At 71.7% G+C, this 18804-nt stretch carries 13 protein-coding genes; 6 read left to right on the top strand and 7 right to left on the bottom strand.

Features of this window, described 5'->3' with window-relative positions; all coding sequences use genetic code 11:
* Window positions 1–29: 29 nt before the first annotated feature.
* The 3 genes from ACIRJP_RS32335 to ACIRJP_RS32345 all read right to left on the bottom strand — a co-directional run bounded on the left by ACIRJP_RS32335 (window position 30) and on the right by ACIRJP_RS32345 (window position 2884).
* Window positions 30–1052: a serine/threonine-protein kinase gene (locus ACIRJP_RS32335; protein WP_404181871.1), complete on the bottom strand. Its 1023-nt coding sequence runs from the start codon at window positions 1050–1052 to the stop codon at window positions 30–32.
* 106 nt (window positions 1053–1158) lie between these two features.
* Entirely contained in the window at window positions 1159–1938 is a 780-nt protein-coding gene (locus ACIRJP_RS32340; RefSeq protein WP_404181913.1) for an ABC transporter ATP-binding protein, read from the bottom strand.
* Window positions 1939–1942: 4 nt separating this feature from the next.
* Window positions 1943–2884 (bottom strand): ABC transporter permease, encoded by a 942-nt coding sequence (locus ACIRJP_RS32345; RefSeq protein ID WP_404181874.1) that lies wholly within the window; start codon window positions 2882–2884, stop codon window positions 1943–1945.
* 126 nt (window positions 2885–3010) lie between these two features.
* On the opposite strand from ACIRJP_RS32345, the gene ACIRJP_RS32350 reads away from it, so the two are divergent.
* Entirely contained in the window at window positions 3011–3625 is a 615-nt protein-coding gene (locus tag ACIRJP_RS32350) for a TetR/AcrR family transcriptional regulator (RefSeq protein WP_404181877.1), read from the top strand.
* On the opposite strand, the gene ACIRJP_RS32355 is transcribed toward ACIRJP_RS32350, so the two are convergent.
* Window positions 3622–7158: a CDP-glycerol glycerophosphotransferase family protein gene (locus tag ACIRJP_RS32355; RefSeq protein WP_404181880.1), complete on the bottom strand. Its 3537-nt coding sequence runs from the start codon at window positions 7156–7158 to the stop codon at window positions 3622–3624. The two genes, ACIRJP_RS32350 and ACIRJP_RS32355, sit on opposite strands and share 4 nt — an antisense overlap.
* Window positions 7159–7409: 251 nt before the next feature.
* On the opposite strand from ACIRJP_RS32355, the gene ACIRJP_RS32360 reads away from it, so the two are divergent.
* The 5 genes from ACIRJP_RS32360 (at window position 7410) to ACIRJP_RS32380 (ending at window position 14999) form a co-directional block, all read left to right on the top strand.
* On the top strand, window positions 7410–7778 hold the full coding sequence (locus ACIRJP_RS32360; protein WP_404181883.1) for a CDP-glycerol glycerophosphotransferase family protein: 369 nt from the start codon (window positions 7410–7412) through the stop codon (window positions 7776–7778).
* Between the two features lie 158 nt (window positions 7779–7936).
* Window positions 7937–11485: a CDP-glycerol glycerophosphotransferase family protein gene (locus ACIRJP_RS32365; protein ID WP_404181886.1), complete on the top strand. Its 3549-nt coding sequence runs from the start codon at window positions 7937–7939 to the stop codon at window positions 11483–11485.
* Between the two features lie 271 nt (window positions 11486–11756).
* Entirely contained in the window at window positions 11757–12965 is a 1209-nt protein-coding gene (locus ACIRJP_RS32370) for a hypothetical protein (protein ID WP_404181889.1), read from the top strand.
* Window positions 12966–13039: 74 nt separating this feature from the next.
* Window positions 13040–14554, top strand: a complete 1515-nt coding sequence (locus tag ACIRJP_RS32375) for a methyltransferase domain-containing protein (RefSeq protein ID WP_404181892.1) — start codon at window positions 13040–13042, stop codon at window positions 14552–14554.
* 70 nt (window positions 14555–14624) lie between these two features.
* A complete protein-coding gene (locus ACIRJP_RS32380) occupies window positions 14625–14999 on the top strand; it encodes a hypothetical protein (RefSeq protein WP_266732526.1) in 375 nt (124 codons plus the stop codon).
* Between the two features lie 65 nt (window positions 15000–15064).
* Here the strand turns inward: ACIRJP_RS32380 and ACIRJP_RS32385 are convergent, their stop codons facing one another.
* The 3 genes from ACIRJP_RS32385 to ACIRJP_RS32395 are packed head-to-tail and all read right to left on the bottom strand — an operon-like array spanning window position 15065 to window position 18778.
* Complete coding sequence (locus ACIRJP_RS32385) at window positions 15065–15982, bottom strand: carbohydrate ABC transporter permease (protein ID WP_404181895.1); 918 nt, start codon at window positions 15980–15982, stop codon at window positions 15065–15067.
* On the bottom strand, window positions 15979–17412 hold the full coding sequence (locus ACIRJP_RS32390; RefSeq protein WP_404181898.1) for a carbohydrate ABC transporter permease: 1434 nt from the start codon (window positions 17410–17412) through the stop codon (window positions 15979–15981). Before ACIRJP_RS32390 ends, ACIRJP_RS32385 begins: the two co-directional genes overlap by 4 nt.
* 4 nt (window positions 17413–17416) lie before the next feature.
* Complete coding sequence (locus ACIRJP_RS32395; protein ID WP_404181901.1) at window positions 17417–18778, bottom strand: ABC transporter substrate-binding protein; 1362 nt, start codon at window positions 18776–18778, stop codon at window positions 17417–17419.
* Window positions 18779–18804 lie beyond the last annotated feature (26 nt).

Here is an 18804-nt window from a genome sequence, read left to right on the forward strand (position 1 = left end):
TGAGACTACGACAAGTTCCGGGTCGTCAATCAGCGATCCTGCAACGGAGTTCGGCGGACCCGGCGGTTCCATTCGGCGGCCATCGGATCGCGTACGGTCGGCACGTACGTGGGGGTGTACGCGGACGGGCGGGGCCGGGTCGCCGCCTCGATCCGGGCCACGGCCGAGGCCACCGGGTCCGGCAGCCAGCCGGTGAAGACCCGCAGGCCCCGGTCGTCGTCCGCGCCGAGCGCCTGTCGGCACATCTCCGCGACCTCGCGGGCGGCGGGGCGCTCCTCGGGCCGGGCCGCGAGACAGCGCCCGAGCAGTCCGCGCAGCGGCTCCGGGTGGTGGTCGAGCCGCGGGGGTTCGCGGTCGGTGCCCGCGATGCGGGCGGCCATCGCGAGGCCGTGTCCCCGGCCGTACGGGTGCTCCCCGGCGGCGGCCTCGGCGGCCAGCAGCCCGAGCGCGAACACGTCGGACGCGGGCGTCAGCGGCCTGCCCAGTGCGTGTTCCGGCGACATGTACTTCGGGCTGCCGATCAGCCGCCCCGCCGTGGTGAGGGTCCGGGTGCCGGCCGCCCGCGCGATCCCGAAGTCGAGCAGCCAGGGGCCGCTCGCGGCGAGCAGGAGATTGCCGGGCTTGATGTCCCGGTGGATGACCCCGGCGCCGTGGACGGCGTCCAGCGCACCGGCCAGGCAGCCGGTCAGCCGGAGCACCGCGTCCGCGGGCAGCGGACCGTGCCCGCCGATGACGGCGTCCAGCGGCAGGCCGGGGACGTAGTGGGTGGCGAGCCAGGGCCGCGGTCCCTCGGTGTCGTGGTCGACGACGGGCACCAGGTGATACCCGGAGACCCGGCGGGCGGCGGCCACCTCACGGGCGAACCGCACCCGGAACTCCGCGCTCTGCGCGTACTCCCGGCGGATCACCTTCAGGGCGACGGGCTGGCCGCCCCGGGTGTGCGAGAGGTAGACGGTGCCCATCCCGCCCGCGCCCACCCGGGCCCGCAGCACATAGCCGGAGATCTCGCGCGGATCGTCCGCCCGCAGCGGTCCCGGCAAGCCGTCCTGCATGTGTTCCCCCTGAGCGGATCCGGGGGCGCGGCCCCCGCGACGTAACCCCTGCGACGCAACCCCGTTGTGCGGCAGGGGAGTTTATCGCCCCCCCCGCCGCGACGCCCTACTTCTTGCCGGAGGTGAACTTCTCGTACGCCGCCACGACCTCGTCCGCCGGACCGTCCATCCGCAGCGACCCCGCCTCCAGCCAGATCGCCCGGTCGCAGGTCTCGGTGATCGACTTGTTGCTGTGGCTGACCAGGAAGACCGTGCCGGCCTCCTTGCGGAGCTCGATGATCCGTTCCTTGCTGCGCCGTTGGAACCTGGCGTCGCCGGTGGACAGCGCCTCGTCGATCAGGAGGACGTCATGACTCTTGGCGGCGGCGATGGAGAAGCGGAGCCGGGCGCCCATGCCGGAGGAGTACGTACGCATCGGCAGGGTGATGAAGTCGCCCTTCTCGTTGATCCCGGAGAAGTCGACGATCCCCTGGTAGCGCTCGCGGATCTGGGCGCGCGTCATGCCCATCGCGAGGCCGCCGAGCACCACGTTGCGCTCGCCGGTCAGATCGCTCATCAGCGCGGCGTTCACCCCGAGCAGCGAGGGCTGGCCCTGGGTGTGCACCCGGCCCTTCGTCGCGGGCAGCAGGCCGGCGATGGCCTTGAGCAGGGTCGACTTCCCCGAGCCGTTGGAGCCGATCAGACCGATGGCCTCGCCCTTGTACGCGGCGAAGCTCACCCCCTTCACGGCGTGCACCTCGCGCACGCCGGGGGCCTGCCGGCGCGAGACGATCCGGCTGAGCGCCGAGGTGGCGCTGCCTTTTCCGGTACGGGCGCCGTTCACCTTGTACGTGATGTGGACGTCGTCCACGACGACGGTCGGCACCCGCTCGTCGATGTCGGTCATGTGGTCAGCCACGTCCGTACCGCTCCTCCGCCTGCCAGAAGTACACGAACCCGCCCACGCCGCACACGAGCGCCCAGCCCGCGGCGATCGCCCACACATGCGGCGGGAGGTGGGACGCGCCGAAGCTGTCGATGAGCGCGAACCGCATCAGATCGATGAAGACGGCGGCGGGATTGCACTCCAGCATCACCATCACGAAGTGCGGGACCCGGTCGCCCTCGAGCATGGTGTCCACGCTCCACATGACCCCGGACGCGTACATCCAGGTCCGCAGGACGAACGGCATCAGCTGGGCGATGTCCGGCGTCCGGGCGGCCAGCCGCGCCACCACCATGGAGACGCCGGTGTTGAACACGGCCTGGAGGAACAGCGCCGGGACCGCGAGCAGCCAGGACGGCTTGGGGAACTGCCCGAACCCGACCAGGATCAGCACCAGCGCGCCCAGCGAGAACAGCAGCTGCTGGAGCTGTTGCAGGGCCAGCGCGATCGGCAGCGAGGCGCGCGGGAAGTGCAGCGCCCGGACGAGCCCCAGATTGCCGCTGATCGCCCGCGTGCCCGCGGTGATCGAGCTGCTGGTGAAGGTCCAGATGAAGACGCCGGTGACGAGGAAGGGCACGAAGTCCTCGACGTTGCGCTTGGTGTTCATCAGGACACCGAAGATGAAGTAGTAGACCGTCGCGTTCAGCAGCGGCGTCATGATCTGCCAGATCTGGCCGAGCTTCGCCTGGCTGTACTGGGCGGTCAGCTTGGCGGTGGCGAACGCCGTGATGAAGTGCCGCCGCCCCCACAGCTGCCGGACGTACGCCGCCAGCGAGGGCCGGGCCCCGCTCATCGTGAGTCCGTGCCGGGCGGCGAGCGCGGCGAGCTCGCCCGGTGCGTACACCGGGAGGGCCGCACCGGCTGGGGTGTCGGCCGGGGCCGGCGGGGTTGCTGTCTGGCTCACCACGATCGCTTTCGACGGGGGCGGGGGAGCGACGTTCGACGGAACGGGACCGTATCGTCGCAACGCCGAGGGTAGGGCGCATTCACGTCGCAACGCAACCGTTCCGTCGTCACGGACTATGATTCGGCCATGACCACCGACCCGGGAACCCGCCGCCGTGTCCCCGCCGGAGCCGCAGTGCTGCGCGAGGACATCACCGACGCGATTCGCAGCGCCGTCTTCGAGGAGCTGGCCGCGGTGGGCTTCGCCCGGATGTCGATGGAGGGGATCGCGCGGCGCGCGGGCGTCGGCAAGACCGCCGTCTACCGCCGCTGGAAGTCCAAGCTGGCCCTGGTCCTCGACCTGGTCTCGGCCGTCGCGGTCCAGGGCATGCCCGCCCCGGCCACCGGCTCGCTGTACGGGGACGTCCGCGCCGTGCTCGAACTCGCCTCGTACGCCCTGCGCCACCCCGTCGCCTCACAGGTCATCCCGGACCTGCTGGTCGAGGCGGCGCGCAACCCGGAGATCTCCGACACGATCAAGGCCGCCCTGCTGGACCCGCAGCAGGGCATCGCCGCCGTGGTCGTACGGGACGCCGTGGCCCGCGGCGAGCTGCCCGCGGACAGCGACCCGGACCGGGCGCTGGACCTGATCGTCGGCCCGCTCTACTGGCGGCTCGCCGTCGTCCGGGGCCCGCTGCCCAAGGGCTATCTCGACGACCTGGCCGCCGCCGCGGTCGCCGCCCTCAAGGCGGACAGGCCCTAACCCTCGGCCAGCAGCCGGTCCGCGACGCGCCCCGCCGCCCCGCCGTCGTCCAGGTCGCAGAAGTCCCGGCGGAAGCTCTCGTACGCCTCCGCGTGCCGGACCGCCGACGCGGCCAGGGAACCGGAGTCGCGAAGGAGCGCGGCGATCTCGTCCGCCCCGGCCAGCAGCGGGCCCGGCGCCCGGGTCTCGAAGTCCAGGCAGAAACCGCGCACCGTGTCGCGGTAGTGCGCCAGGTCGTAGGTGTGGAAGAGCATCGGGCGGCCGGTGTGCGCGAAGTCGAACATCAGGCCCGCGTAGTCGGTGACCAGCACATCGGCGATCAGCAGCAGCTCCGCGGTGTCCGGGTGCGCCGACACGTCACGCACGCCCGCCCGCTCGGGCACGCTCCCGGTCACCCGGGGATGGCGGCGCACCAGCACCGTGTGGGCCGCACCGATGGACCGCGCCAGCGCGGCCGGGTCGAGCGCCCGGTCCCGGCGGTAGCGGAGCCGCGCGCCGTCGGCGCCGAACGGGTGGGCCAGCCGGTCGCGGTAGGTCGGCGCGTAGAGCACGACCCGGCGGCCGTCCGGGATGCCGAGCCTGCGCCGTACCCGCTCCGCGGTCTTGGCGCGGTCGGCCGAGAAGAGCAGGTCGTTGGCGGGGGAGCCGGCCTCCAGGACCTCGCCCCGGTAGTCGAGCGCGCGCCGCAGCAGGGCGGTGGAGTGGCGGCTCGGGGAGACCAGGACGGACCACTGGGCCGACCGGCGCGGCAGCGTGGCCAGCTCTTGGTGGTCGGCGTACGGGGTGCCGGCCAGATCCGCGCCGAAGCGGCCGAGCGGGGCGCCGTGCCAGGTCTGCACGACGGTCTGGCCGGGCCGCCGCTCGAACCACTCGGGCAGCTGGTCCGCCGTGACGATTCGACGGGACCGCGCCAGCGCCTCGTACCAGGCGGCGCTGCGCTCGATCACCGGGACGGCGGTGGGCGGTACGTGGCCGTGGACCCCGTCGGTGACCCAAAGGTGCTCCGACTCCACGCCCCGGCGCAGCAGTTCGGCGTGCACGGCCCGCGGTGAATCGCCGCCCGTGTAGAGGACCGCGTCCCGCAGCGGCATCGCGCGCCGGGCCGGATAGTGCCTGCTCCGCAGCTCGGCCTCGCGGTACGCGCCGCGCTCGGCGGGCGCCAGCACCGGCCCGGCCCGCACGGTCAGCCGGTCGCCGGAGTGTCGGTCCAGGGCGAACTCCCGGCCGGGCACGGGGCCCGTGGCGACCGGGCCGCTGCGGCGCAGCGGCAGCCGGGCGGCCAGAGAGGTCAGCACCCGGACCGGCCGACCGCCCAGATACGCCTCCCAGCGGCCCTCGTGCAGCCCGGCGGCCACCGAGGGTGCGAGGAACGCGGTGAACCGGCGCCCCCCGTACACCCCTTCGTACGCCTTCCCGACCGCACCTCCCGGCACCCCCGCGCGCCGCTCGTCATGGGTGACGGGCACCGACACCGTCTCGCGCAGCGCCCCGTGCCGCAGCACCATGCGGTCCGGGCCCTCGCCCGGCCGTACGCCCGTACCGGCGCCGGTCACCCCCTCGACCCGCAGCGCCCCGTCCGGCGTCCACACCGCCCCGTCCACGAACGGCTGCCCGCTCAGGTCCAGCACCAGTTCGCCCGCGGCGTCGGCCACGACCGGCGGCGCCGACTCGGGGGCCACCGCCAGCGGCACCCGCGCCCCGTCGGCCAGCACCAGCCGCGCCCGCCACCGCCCGCCGGGCTCCGGCTCGACCTCGCGCGGCGCCCGGTGCGGCACCGGTGGCGCGGCCGCCATCCCGGCGAGGTCGGCGAGCGGGATCCGTACCGTGAAGCGGCCGTCCGGCCGGCACTCGACGGGATGCCCGAACTCCTGGTCCGGCACCCCGTCGCAGGTCAGCACCAGAGCCTTGGGCCGGGCGCCCCCGTACAGCCGGCCGGTCAGCTCCAGGTCCTTGCCGAAGCGGCGGGACTCGCAGCGGGCGGGCAGCCGCTCCAGGGTCAGCCGGAGCCGCCCGCCCCGGAAGTCGAGCACCGCCCTGCGTCCGTCGCCCAGGTCATGGACGTGCGGCTGGGCGGCCCCCGACTCCACGGCGCGCACCGCCACCCGGCGGACAGTGCCCTGGGCGGCCACCATCATCCCCACCAGCCAGCCGCCGGGCCGCAGCCGGCGCGGGTCGAGGGTCATCTCGAAGCCGGAGTGGTCGTAACGGTGCAGCTGCTGGCCGGAGTCGACGGTCGCCTCGGGTGCGGGCACGCTCCGCACCGGCACCCTCCGCAGCTGCTGCCCGAGGGTCGCGCGCACCATGCCCATCTTCAGCGACTGGCGCGGCGTCGCGGCCGGCAGATTGCGGATGTACGCGTAACCGCGCAACCGCAGTTTCCCGTCGTCGCCCCACCGTGCCTCCAGCAGCCGTGCCACGGCCGGCAGATCGGTACGGGCGAGGCGGGCGGTGTCCGGGATGCCGGGGAATCCGGCCTGCCGCAGCCCCGGCACCCCGCCGGCCGTGAACGTTCCTGCACCGTTGGCCCGCTCGAAGGCCAGCACCTCCAGCAGCTCCGGGAGCCGGCGCTCCTTCACCAGCTGCCACTTGATCCGCAGCGCCACCGGCAACTCATGGGCCACGGCCCGGTCCGCGTGTCCCGCCCCGTCCATCCGCTCCATCCGGTCCAGGAAAGCCCCGGCGCCCGCCATGAACGCCTTCCGGTAATCGGGGCCGCCCATGGGCAGCCCCTCCAGGAAGTACACGAAGTCCTCGCGCAGGCAGGACAGGTCGTAGCGGCGCCGCGCCGCGCTGCCGGCCACCCCGCCCCGGCCCGCCAGGAACGCGCTGACCTGCTCGCACGCCGAGAACCGGTCCCGTACGGCTCGCACGTCCGTGCACCGCCGGGTGACCGAACCCTCCCGGACCCGCCAGTAGTAGACGTGCTCGTGCAGCACGTCCACCGAGCCGGCCAGGTAGTGCGCCGGGATCACCACCCGGGTGTCCTCGCAGAGCCCGCCCTCCGGGAAGGCGAAGGAGTGCCGGTCCCAGAAAGAGCGCCGGAACACCTTGTTCCAGGCGGCCCGGTCGGCGAGCAGCCGGGGGTCGCGGCCGATGTGGGTGCGGGCCCGGCTGCCGGTCAGCCAGCGGTACTGCCCGGCCTGCTGCCGCCCCTGCCCGGTCAGCCGCCACACATTGCCGGTCGCGAGGTCGGAGCCGGTCGACTCCAGCGAGGCCAGCAACCGCTCGTAGGCGTCGTGGACGACGAAGTCGTCGCTGTCGGCGAACGCCAGGTACGGCACGCCCGGCGTGGTGTGCCGCACGCCCGTGTTGCGGGCCGCGCCCAGCCCGCCGTCGGGCCGGCGTACGAGGCGGAAACGGCGGTCGTGGGCGGCGAACCACTCCGCGATGGCCGAACTCCCGTCCGTCGAGCCGTTGTCCACAAGGATCACCTCGATGTCGGTGACCGACTGTCCGGCCACCGAGCGCAGGCAGTCCTCCAGGTGGTCCTCGACGTTGTGGACCGGGACGACGACACTGAGGCGCGGCTTCATGCCCGGTCAACCGGGGCGGACGCGCCGGGTCACCGGCACTGCCCCGAACGGGTGAACACGGGTTCGGCCACGGTGACCGCGCCATTGCACTCGGCTGCCTTGCTTCACCCACCGCGACTACCGCAACGGCTTCGTCCCGCACCTCACTCGCGACGCCTGGCCCGTGAACCCGGCCCGCAGTACGTGTTGCTGGTCCGCACACACCACTTCCACGGCCGCTCGGTCCCGCTGGGCGGGCCCGGGTGACGGACGTGACCGGACATCCGTCCGTCGAGGAACTCTGCCTGATCTCCGGCGCGTTGATCGCCGACTGCTTGTCCCTGATGTTCGGCTGCGCCTGCCTGGACCGCCCGATCATCAGCCACGTCCCGGACCAGGAGGCCTGCGAAGCCTCGCGCGGCACCCACTTCGACCTGTTCTCGGGGCGCCCCGGCGATACGCCGGGCGCCGTCCCCACCACCGGGGACGAGCTGCTGAAGCTGTTGCGGACCGGCGCGTCGCGCTCGGCGCGGACGGGCCGGGCTGCGGGCGGTGTTCCGGGAGCGCTTGTGCCCGTACGACGACGGGCACGCGGCCGAGCATGTGGTGCGCCGGCTGTTCCCGGGCGACAGCGACGGTGACAGCTACGGCGACTGTGGCGGCTCGGAGCCGGGCCGTACGGCAACCGGTGCAAGGCCGATGTCACCCGTTCGGGAGAGACCGGGACCGGTGACCCCCGGCCCGTCACGGGGTTGAGACTCACGGACAACCAGGCCCCCGATGAACGGATGTGCCCAGCATGCCGCCACGGCTCAGTGTCGTCGTACCCGTCCACGACGTGGAGCTCCATCTGACGGACTGCCTGAAGTCCCTCGCGGAGCAGACCATGACCGACCTGGAGGTGGTGATGGTCGACGACGGCTCCACCGACGACAGCGCGGCCCTGGCCGCCGCCTTCGCCGTACGGGACGGCAGGTTCCGGCTGGTGAGCCAGGAGAACGGCGGGCTCGGGCACGCCCGTAACACCGGGGTCCGCAACTGCGACCCGGGCGCCCGCCATCTCGCCTTCGTCGACGGCGGCGACGTGCTCCCGCCCCGCGCGTACGAACTCCTCGTCGGCGCCCTGGACGAGACCGGCTCGGACATCGCGTCCGGCAACGTACTGCGGCTGCGGGCCGACGGCCGGCTCCAGCAGTCGCCCGACTTCCGCCGGCCCATGGCGACCACCCGGCTGCGCACCCACATCTCGCGGGACTGGGACCTGGCCGCCGACCGGAGCGCCTGCAACAAGGTCTTCCGCCGGTCGTTCTGGGACGAGCACGCCTTCGCCTTCCCGGTCGGCGCCCTCCACGAGGACATCCCGGTCGTCCTGCCCGCCCACTTCCTGGCCCGCTCCGTGGACGTGCTGAAGGACCCCGTCTGCCACCGGCGAGATTGGGAGGGCTCGATCACCACCCGCCGCGCCGTCGTCCGCGGTGTCCAGGACCGGGTCTCGCACGTGCTGGGCGTCTCCGCCTTCCTCGACGAACACCGCGACGCCGCCGACAAACGGCGGTACGAGGCGCATGTGCTCGCCGACGACCTCTGGTACTTCATGGAGGCGCTGCCCGACGGCGACGAGGAGTACCGGCGCGCCTTCGTCACGTACGCCAACGAGTTCACCGATCAGGTCGACCCGGCCGTCCTGGACGCACTGCCGCTGCGGCTGCGCCTGATGTGGCACCTGGTGCGCGAACGGCGGACCGGCGAACTGCTGAACCTGCTCGCCCTCGACAAGGCCGAACCGGGCGCCTTCACGGTCCGGGGCGTACGCCGCCGCAGCGCCTCCTACCCGGTCCTCACCCGGCCGGTGCCGCGCTCGGTGCTGCGCGTGGGCGCGCGGGACCTGCCGCTCACCGCCCGGCTGCTCGACGCCCACTGGCAGGACGGCAAGCTGCACCTCAAGGGGTACGCGTACATCCGCAACCTGCCCGCCGGACCGCGCACCGCCGAGTTCCGGGCCGGCTGGCTGCGGGCCGGGCGCCGGCACGTGGTGCCGTTGCGGCTGCGCACTGCTGACGAGCCGGAGGCCACCGCCCGGTCCCGGCAGAGCCTGCACGACTACGACCGGTCCGGCTTCGAGACCGTCGTCGACCCGGCCAGGCTCCGCATCGACCCGGGCGGCAGCCCCGAACGCCTCACCTGGCGGCCGGAGATCGGCATCGCCGGACACGGCATGCTGCGCCGCTCGGAGCTCTCCACCGACGAGGCGGCCGCCCCGCCGCCCGTGCACCGCCCCGACGGCGACCACCGGATCGTGCCGGCCTTCGACGGCGGCAGGCTGGTGCTGCACGCCGAGCGGATCGACGCCCGCTTCGAGACGCACCGCGCGGGGGACACCGGCGACGGGACCGCCACCGTGGTCATCGACGGCATGATCCGCGACCGGCTCGGCAACGGGCCGCTGCTCCTCGCGCTCACCCACCGCCCCTCCGGCACCGCTTTCGAGCGCCCGGTGACGGTGCACGAGGGTGCCGCGCCCTCCGCGGCCGGCTGGCGGCGGTTCACCGCGGACATCCCGCTCGGCGCCTTCGCCGACGCCCGGCCGGACATGGGAGAGGGGGAGGGCCGGGCCCAGGTGCCGTACAGCCTCCACCTCGTCGGACCGGACGGCCGCCGCACCCCGGTCGATGTGCCGGGGCCGGTACTGCCGGGCCGCTACCCGCTGGCCGGGAGCGGCGGGGAGCGGCGCGAACTCGGCCTCACCGCCGGCTCCCGCGGCGATCTGCTGATCAGCGACCGCCCCGTGCAGCCGGCCGTCGACCTGGCGACCTGGACGCAGGACGGGCAGCTCCTCCTGGAGGGCACCTTCCCCGGTCTCCCGGAACGGCCCGTCGACCTGGTGGCCAGGCACAGCGGCCACGGCGAGGAGGCCCGCTTCGCCCTCACCCTGGCCGGGGCCGCCGGCGCCCGCCGGTTCAGGGCCGCGCTGCGGCCGGACGCCGTCGAGGGCCCCGGCGGGAAACTGCCTCTGGGCCAGGGGCACTGGTACCTCTTCCTCCGCGAGCGGGGCGCCTTGGACGAGGCGGACGACGCCGCGCTGTGCATCCCGGCCGCCGTGCACCGCAGCCTGCCCGCCGCCCGCACCCTCGGCGGCCGGACGTACACCGTCGAGCGGCGCTGCCACGACCAACTACTGATCGACAGTGCGCCGGTGCTCACGGCGGCGGAACGCGGCCCGCGCGGCGAGCGGCTGCTGCGCGAGGGCTACCGGGCCCGGCGCAGAGCACCGCTGCGCGACACGGTGTTGTACAGCAGCTTCGACGGCCGTCAGTACTCCGACTCGCCGCGCGCCGTCCACGAGGAAGTGGTCCGGCGCGGCGCCGAGCTCGAACACCTGTGGGTGGTGCGCGACCAGCAGGCCCGTATCCCGGCGGGTGCCACCGCCGTCGAACACGGCTCCGCCGCCTGGCACGAGGCGCTGGCCCGCAGCCGGTACGTCGTCACCAACACCCAGCTGCCCCAGTGGTTCGAGCGGCGCGAGGGCCAGTGCGTCGTCCAGACCTGGCACGGCGCCCCCCTCAAGCGAATCGGCCTCGATCCGGCGGTCACCGGCCGGACCGACGCCGCCCGTACCGCCGCCATCGAGCACCGCGCCCGCCAGTGGAGCTTCCTGGTCTCGCCGAACAGCTTCGCCACCCCCGTCCTGCGACGCGCCCTGGGCTACGGGGGCGAGATCCTGGAGTGCGGCTCCCCCCGCAACGACCTGTTCCACGCCACGGACCGGATCAAGATCGCCGCGGCGGTACGCGAGCGGCTCGCCCTCCCCGACGGCAAGCGGGTCGTGCTGTACGCGCCGACCCGGCGGGAGGACCAGCCGCTCGGCGACGGCCGTTACGCCCTCGGCCTGAAGCTCGACCTGGCCGCCGCAGAACGCGAACTCGGCGGGGACACCGTGCTGCTGGTGCGCCGCCACCACCTGGTGACCGGCCGCCTGCCGGACAGCGGCAGCGGCTTCGTCCGGGACGTCTCGCGCTACCCGGACGTCGGCGAACTGATGCTGATCAGCGACGCCCTGGTCACCGACTACTCCTCGCTGATGTTCGACTTCGCCGGGACCGGCCGCCCGATGCTCTTCCACACCCACGACCTGGCGCACTACCGCGACACCCTGGGCGGCTTCTGCTTCGACTTCGAGGCTCGTGCCCCCGGCCCGCTGATCCCCGGTTCCACCGGCCTGGTCGAGGCGCTGCGCGACCCGGAACGGGCCACCGCGGGACACGCGCAGGCGTACGAGGCGTTCCGCCGGGACTTCTGCGACCTGGACGACGGGCACGCGGCGGCGGGCGTGGTCGACCGAATGCTGTGATTTGCAGTCGGCCGGATCCTGTGATCCGCAGTCGGCCGAATGCAGTGATCCGTACTGCCCGGCCGTGCCGCTGCCGGCCGGGCAGATCCCTTGCACCACCACATGCCCCCTGAACCGTTCGAGTGATTCAGGGGGTGCGAATGTTTGCGCGAATGCGCGAAGTATTCGAGTAATGCTCCGTCCAAGCGCGGCCATCGGTGCATCGCTCAGCGTCTTCTTGTTGCTACGTTCTGTTTTCATGGGTATCCGAATTCGATGCGAAACCTGGAACGTGTCACGCGCAAGGGCGGTGGTGCTCATTGCCGCAGCCGCGGGCCTTGTCACCCGAATGCTGATCGCGGCGAATATGCCGGGACCGGCCGATGTGCGGATCTTTCATGGTTTCGCAAAGGCGATCGTACGTTACGGGCCCATTCGGATTTACGAACAGCCGCTGCCGGGACTGCCCGTCTACAACCATCCGCCACTGGCCGGCTGGTTGCTTCTCGGGCTGAATGAACTGTCCGAACTCGGCATCCCCTTCGGCACGTTGATCAGATCGCCCGCCTCGATCGCCGACTTCTGCTGCGCGCTCGTCGTGTTCGAGATCGTGCGCAGGCGCGCTTCGCTCGGCGCCGCCGTCGCCTGCGGTGTGGGCGTGGCCGCCAGCCCCGTACTGATCGCCACCTCCGGGTACCACGGCAACACCGACGCGGTCGCCATCACCTTCGCCCTCGTCGCCGCCCACCTCCTCGTGGACCGGAAGGCACCGCTGACCGCCGGGGTGGCCGCCGCGCTCTCGATCAGCATCAAGTTCATCCCCGTGGTGGTGATCCCGGCGCTGTTCCTGGTCGCGCTGCGGGCGGGCCGGCCGGCGTTCGTCCGCTTCTCCGCTGGGTTCGCGGCCCTGGTCGCCCTCGTCTGGGGGCCGGTCCTGCTGACCGTTCCGCAGAACCTCAAGGAGAACGTCCTGGAGTACGCGGGCGGCGGCTACCGCCTCTGGGGGCTCGTCCGGTTCGCCGACCTGTTCGGCCTGCCGCAGTCCTTCATCACCTTCATCGAGGGCGACGGCCACTTCCTCTTCGTGCTGGCCTGCGTGGCCGCCGGGGTCTGGCTCGCCTGGCTGCGGCCCGCGCAGCTGCCGGTCGTCGTCGCCTTCACGATGGGCCTGCTGCTGCTGCTCTCCACCGCGTCCGCGCTCCAGTACCTGACCTGGGCCGCCGCCGCACTGTTCGTCGTCGGGTTCTGGGAGGGCGCCGCGTACAGCTGCCTGCTCGGCCTGACGGCGGTCCTCGGATACCGGGGACGGTCCGCCGTGCACTGGAGCGAAGCGGTCCTCCACCTCGCCGAGCTCGGCTGGGTGGTTCTCGCCGCGGGCCTCGTCAGCGGAGTCCGCAAGATCCTCGCCGCCCGGCCGGAACCGTCCGTCCGGCCGCCCGCCGGGCGGGCCCCGCTCCCGGCGCCCTGTACCTCGCAGCCCACCGACTGCGCCGTCAACTGACCCTCCCCGCAAGCGCCAGACACCGAGCAACAAGCACCGAGCACCGAGTACCGAGCGCAACTGGAGAACGTCCCGTGAAGGAAAGCCCGAGCCCCAGGATCGGCATCCTGGTGGTCGCGTACAACGCCGAGACGACGCTGGAGAGGACCCTCGACCGCATTCCGAAGGACTTCCGGTCCAAGGTCGCCGAAATCCTCATTCTCGACGACGCGAGCCATGACGCGACCTTCACCGCGGGCTGCCGCTGGTCGCAGACGGAGGGAATGCCGCGGACCGTGGTGATGCGGCACACCAAGAACCTCGGGTACGGCGGAAACCAGAAGGCCGGATACGCGCTGGCCGCCGAGCACGGACTCGACATCATCGTACTGCTGCACGGCGACGGACAGTACGCCCCGGAATTCCTCCCCGACATGGTCGCACCCATCGAACGCGGCGAATGCGACGCCGTCTTCGGATCGCGGATGATGAAATCCGGATCTGCGCTCAAGGGCGGCATGCCGATGTACAAATGGCTCGGCAACCGCATTCTCACCCGCCTGGAGAACACCCTCCTCGGATCGCAGCTCACCGAATTCCACTCCGGATACCGCGCCTACAGCGTCGCGGCGCTCAAGAGGCTGCCGATCCACCGGAACACCGACGCGTTCGACTTCGACACCCAGATCATCGTCCAGCTGCTCAACGAGGGGATGCGGATCAAGGAGATCCCCGTCCCCACGTACTACGGCGACGAGATCTGCTACGTCAACGGCATGAAGTACGCGAAGGACGTCGTCAAGGACGTCCTCGAATACCGGCTCGCCGTGAAGGGATTCGGCACCTGCGGCTGGATCCCCAAACCCGTCGAGTACGCGTTCAAGGAGGGCGACGGCTCCTCGCACGCCGTCATCCTGGAGAAGATGCGCAGCCTCCCGCCCGGCCGGGTCCTCGATCTCGGCTGCTCCGGCGGCCTGTTTGCCCAGCGCCTCGAAGCCCTCGGCCACGAGGTGACCGGGGTGGACTACGTCGAGGTGCCCGGCGTACGCGAGAGGTGCACCCGCTTCCACCTCGCCAACCTGGAGGAGGGGCTGCCGGTCGAGATCGGTGTCGACTACGACTACGTGGTCGCCGGCGACGTCATCGAGCACCTCTCCCGCCCCGAGCGGGTGCTCGCCGAGGTCGCCGAAGTACTGCGGCCCGGCGGCCATGTGCTGCTCTCCGTACCGAACTTCAGCCACTGGTACTCACGGCTGCGGGTCGCGCTCGGCGTCTTCGGATACGACCGGCGCGGCATCCTCGACGAGACGCATCTGCGCTTCTTCACCCGGGCCAGCCTGCGTCGCACGGTCCGGGACGCGGGCTACGACGTGCTGAACATCGCGTCGACCGGGGCCCCGTTCTGGGCGCTGCTCGGCGGCGGGCCGCTCCCCGCGGTCCTGGGCGGGGCGTCGAAGCTGCTCACCAGGATCCGGCCGACGCTGTTCGGCTATCAGCATGTCGCACTGCTCACCCCGCACGCGGCCGAGACGATCATCGCTGGAGAGCACATCGATGTACAGGACATCCTCAACCGACAGTACGTCCATGCCGACCGGGTCGGCGTCTGAGGCCGTCGTCCCCCGTCCCGCCCCCGCCCCGGAGCCGCGGTCCCCGGGCGCCGCAGTCAGGAGCAAGGTCTTGACCCTCCCCAGTCTGATGCTGCTGCTGTTCGCCGTGTTCTCCTCGGCGGGCGGCCAGATCATGCTCAAGCACGGGATGAAGGGCGCGGCGGCGGCCGCGGGACACGGCGGCGGGTCCGTCGCCCTGCGTGCCGCGACCAGCCCCTGGGTCGTCCTGGGCCTGGTCGTCTTCGGGGTGTCCGCGCTCGCCTGGATGGCGACCCTGGCCAAGGTTCCGCTGTCCATCGCCTACCCGTTCAACGCCCTCGGGTACCTGCTGATCGTGCTGGCCGGGGCGACCGTGCTGCACGAACGAACCTCGATGTGGACCTGGGGCGGCTCGCTGCTCGTGGTCATCGGCCTCGTCACGGTGATGGCGGGCCAGCAACGCTGACGGCGCCGCCGCCGGGCAGGCCCCAGGGCCCGTCCGGCGGCGCCGCCGCCCCGCTCCACCCGCTTCTACTTCACCGCGCCCGCCATCACGCCGGAGACGAACTGGCGCTGGAAGGCGAAGAAGACCGCCAGCGGGATCACCATCGACACGAAGGCGCCGGGCGCCAGCACGTCGATGTTGTTGCCGAACTGCCTGACCTGCTGCTGGAGGGCCACCGTGATCGGCGGTGAGTCCGAGTCGGCGAAGATCAGCGCCACCAGCATGTCGTTCCACACCCAGAGGAACTGGAAGATCCCGAGCGAGGCGATCGCCGGACCGCCCAGCGGCATCACCACCCGGGTGAAGAGGCGGATCTCGCCCGCCCCGTCGAGCCGGGCCGCCTCCAGCAGCTCCCTCGGGATCTCCGCGAAGAAGTTCCGCAGCAGGAAGATCGCGAAGGGCAGCCCGAAGGCTGTGTGGAAGATGATCACGCCGAAGGTCGTCTCGAAGATCCCGACCGCGCCGAAGAGCTTGGAGACCGGTACCAGGGCGACCTGCACCGGGACCACCAACAGCCCCACGACCACCAGGAACCACCAGTCGCGGCCGGGGAACTCCATCCAGGCGAAGGCGTATCCGGCCAGTGAGCCGATCACGACGACCAGCACGGTCGCCGGAACGGTGATCATGACCGTGCTGAGGAGGGAGTGGGTGATCGTCGAATTTTCCAGCAGCGTGGCGTAGTTGTCGAAGGTGAGCTGGGACGGGGCCGTGAAGACCTTCCACCAGCCGCTCGCCGCGATGTCGTCCGAGCCGCGCAGCGAGGACAGCAGCAGCCCGATCGTCGGCATCAGCCAGAAAAGGGCCACCAGGACAAGGAAGATCCGCATCGCACCGCCGCCCGCGCGGGCGGCGAGACGTGCGCCGAGGGACCGCTCGGCCTTCAGCGGAGCATCGTCGGCCGTCGTGCTCGTGTCCGTGGCCGTGGTCGACGCTGTCGTCATCGGCGCCCCTCCTTCCGGATCCGGCGGATGTTGACGTACATCACCGGGAGTACCAGCAGCAGCAGGAGTACGGCGATGGCGCTGCCGATCCCGAGGTCAGCGTCCGTGCCGAACGAGGACCGGTAGAGCTGGAGCGCCAGCACGTTCGCGTCGTCCTGCGAGGAACCCGGCGCGATGATGAAGACCAGGTCGAAGACCTTCAGCACATTGATCATCAGCGTGACCAGCACCACCACGAGCACGGGCGCGAGCATCGGCACCGTGATCCGGCGGAACACCTGCCACTCGTTCGCACCGTCCACCCGGGCCGCTTCGAGGAGTTCACGGGGCAGCCCCGCGAGCCCCGCCGCGATCAGCACCATCGCGAACCCGGCCCACATCCAGACGTAGGAACCGATGATCCCGGGCGTGACGAGGGTCGGGCCGAGCCACTCGACCCCGTTGTACGGCTCCTTGAAGTTCGAGGCGGGGAGCCGGAGTCCGGCGCCGTCCGCCGAGGCGGGCAGGGTGAACGTGCCGTCCGCGCCCGCCGTGGCCGACGCGACGACCTTGCCGTCCTTGACCGCCTCGACCTCGATGCCCTTGAGTCCCAGCTCCTTGGCGTCGATGACATTGGGCCTGCCGCCGCCGCCCTTGGTGAAGTCCAGCCACGCGGTGCCGGTGATCTCCCCGTTCCCCGCGGCCGCGGCCTTCGCCGGCTTCGCGTCCTTCGGCATGTTCGCCGGGATCACACCGACCAGCGGCAGCCGCACCGGCTGCCCGGCCCGCACCGGTGCCTTGGTGACGAACGAGCCGCCGGGGCCCGCCTTGAGCGGGTGGACGGGCAGCGGGTGCGCCTTCGGGTAGCCCGCCGACTCGTTGAACGTGTCGTGCACACCCACCCATACGGCGTTGGCGACCCCGCGCTCCGGGGCGGCGTCGTACACCAGCCGGAAGATGATGCCGGCGGCGAGCATGGAGATCGCCATCGGCATGAAGACCACCAGCTTGAACGCCGTGCCCCAGCGGATCCGCTCCGTCAGCACCGCGAAGATCAGCCCGAGGGCCGTGGCGACCGTCGGCGCGAGCACGACCCAGATCGCGTTGTTCTTGACCGCCGTACGGATGGTGTCGTCCGTGAACAGCGCCTTGTAGTTGTCGAGTCCGGCGAAGCCCGTACCGGCCTGGTCGAAGAACGACCGGTAGACGGAGTACACGATCGGATAGACCACGAGCGCGCCCAGCAGCACCAGCGCGGGTGCCAGGAAGAGGGCGGCGATGAACCGGCGGGTGCCCGTCACGCTCCTGCGGCTGCGTCCCGCGCCGCCGGCCGACGGATCGGACGGCTTCCTGGGCGCGGGCACCGACGGCTTTCCGGACGATCGGTTGCCGGACGATTGCTTGTCGGCGGGGGGCACCGCGTCGGCGCCCCCCGCTGCGGCTGTCGTCATCCCGTCAGCTCTTGTACGCCTTGGCCGCGTCGGACTCCAGCTTCGCTTGAGTCCCCGCGATGTCCTTCGGGTTCTTCAGGAAGTCCTGGAGGGTCTTCCACTCACCCTTGCCGGGCGTCCCGCCGAACGACTGCGGTGCCTGGTCGGACATGTCGAACCGGACGGAGTCACCGGCCGCGACCAGCGCCTTCGCCATCGTGCGCTGCACCTCGTTCGGGTAGACGGCGGCGTCCAGGGCTTTGTTCGGCGAGATGAATCCGCCCTGCTCGGCCATGATCTGCGCGGCATCGGTCGAGGCCAGCCAGGTCAGCAGGGCCTGGGCACCCTTGCCGTCCTTCAGCGCCACCGCGGCGTCGCCGCCGGTCACGACGGGGGACTTGGCGCCGACCGCCGGGAACGGGAACACCTTGGCGTCCGTCCCGATCTTCGCCTTCGTCTGCGCGATGTTGACGCTCACGAAGTCACCCTCGTAGACCATCGCGGCCTTGGGCTGGTCGCCACCGGTGAACGTCTGGGTGACCGACGCCGGGAATTCCGTCTGCAGGGCGCCGTCGGCGCCGCCCGCGATCAGCGACGGCTTGCCGAAGAGCTCCGCGAGCGTGGTCAGCGCGGCCTTGACGGACGGGTCCGTCCACTTGATCTTGTGCTGGGCCAGCTGGTCGTACTTTTCCGGACCGGCCTGGGAGAGGTAGATGTTCTCGAACCAGTCGGTGAGCGTCCAGCCGTCCGCGCCACCCACCGAGACCGGGGTGACACCGGAGGCGGATACCGTCTCGGCCGTCTTCAGGAAGTCCTTCCAGGTCTTCGGCTCGGCCGCGCCCGCGTTCTCGAACGCCTTGGCGTTGTACCAGATCAGGGACTTGTTGGCGGCCTTGAAGTAGACGCCGTACTGGGTGCCGTCCACCGCGCCGAGGTCCTGCCAGACCTGCGAGTAGTTCTTGGCCAGCTGGGCCTTGGCCTCGGGACCGACCGGCTTCGCCCACTTCTTCTGCGCGGCCTGCTGGATCGCGCCGACCTGCGGGATCATCGCGACGTCCGGCGGCTGACCTCCCGCGATCTTCGTACCGAGAAAGTTGACGATCGGGTCCTGCGCCGGGACGAAGGTGACCTCGGCGCCCGTGCGCTTCTCGAACTCCTTGAGGACCTTGACGAAGTTGGCCTGCTCGGCGCCGGTCCAGACGGCCGCGACCGAGAGCTTCTCGCCGTCCAGCTTGGGCAGGGTGACGGACGAGCTCTGTTTGCCGCTCCCCGAGTCCTTGTCCGACTTGTTCTTCCCGCCGCCGTCGTCACTGCAACCGGTGAGGGCCAGGGCGCCGACGGCGGTGAACACCGCGGCGGCCCTGCTGATCCGAAGGGTTGTGCGCATTGCTTCCCCGTCTCTCACATCGTTGT

Origin of the sequence: Streptomyces sp. NPDC102437 (genome assembly GCF_044765565.1) — a bacterium.
Taxonomy (GTDB): domain Bacteria; phylum Actinomycetota; class Actinomycetes; order Streptomycetales; family Streptomycetaceae; genus Streptomyces.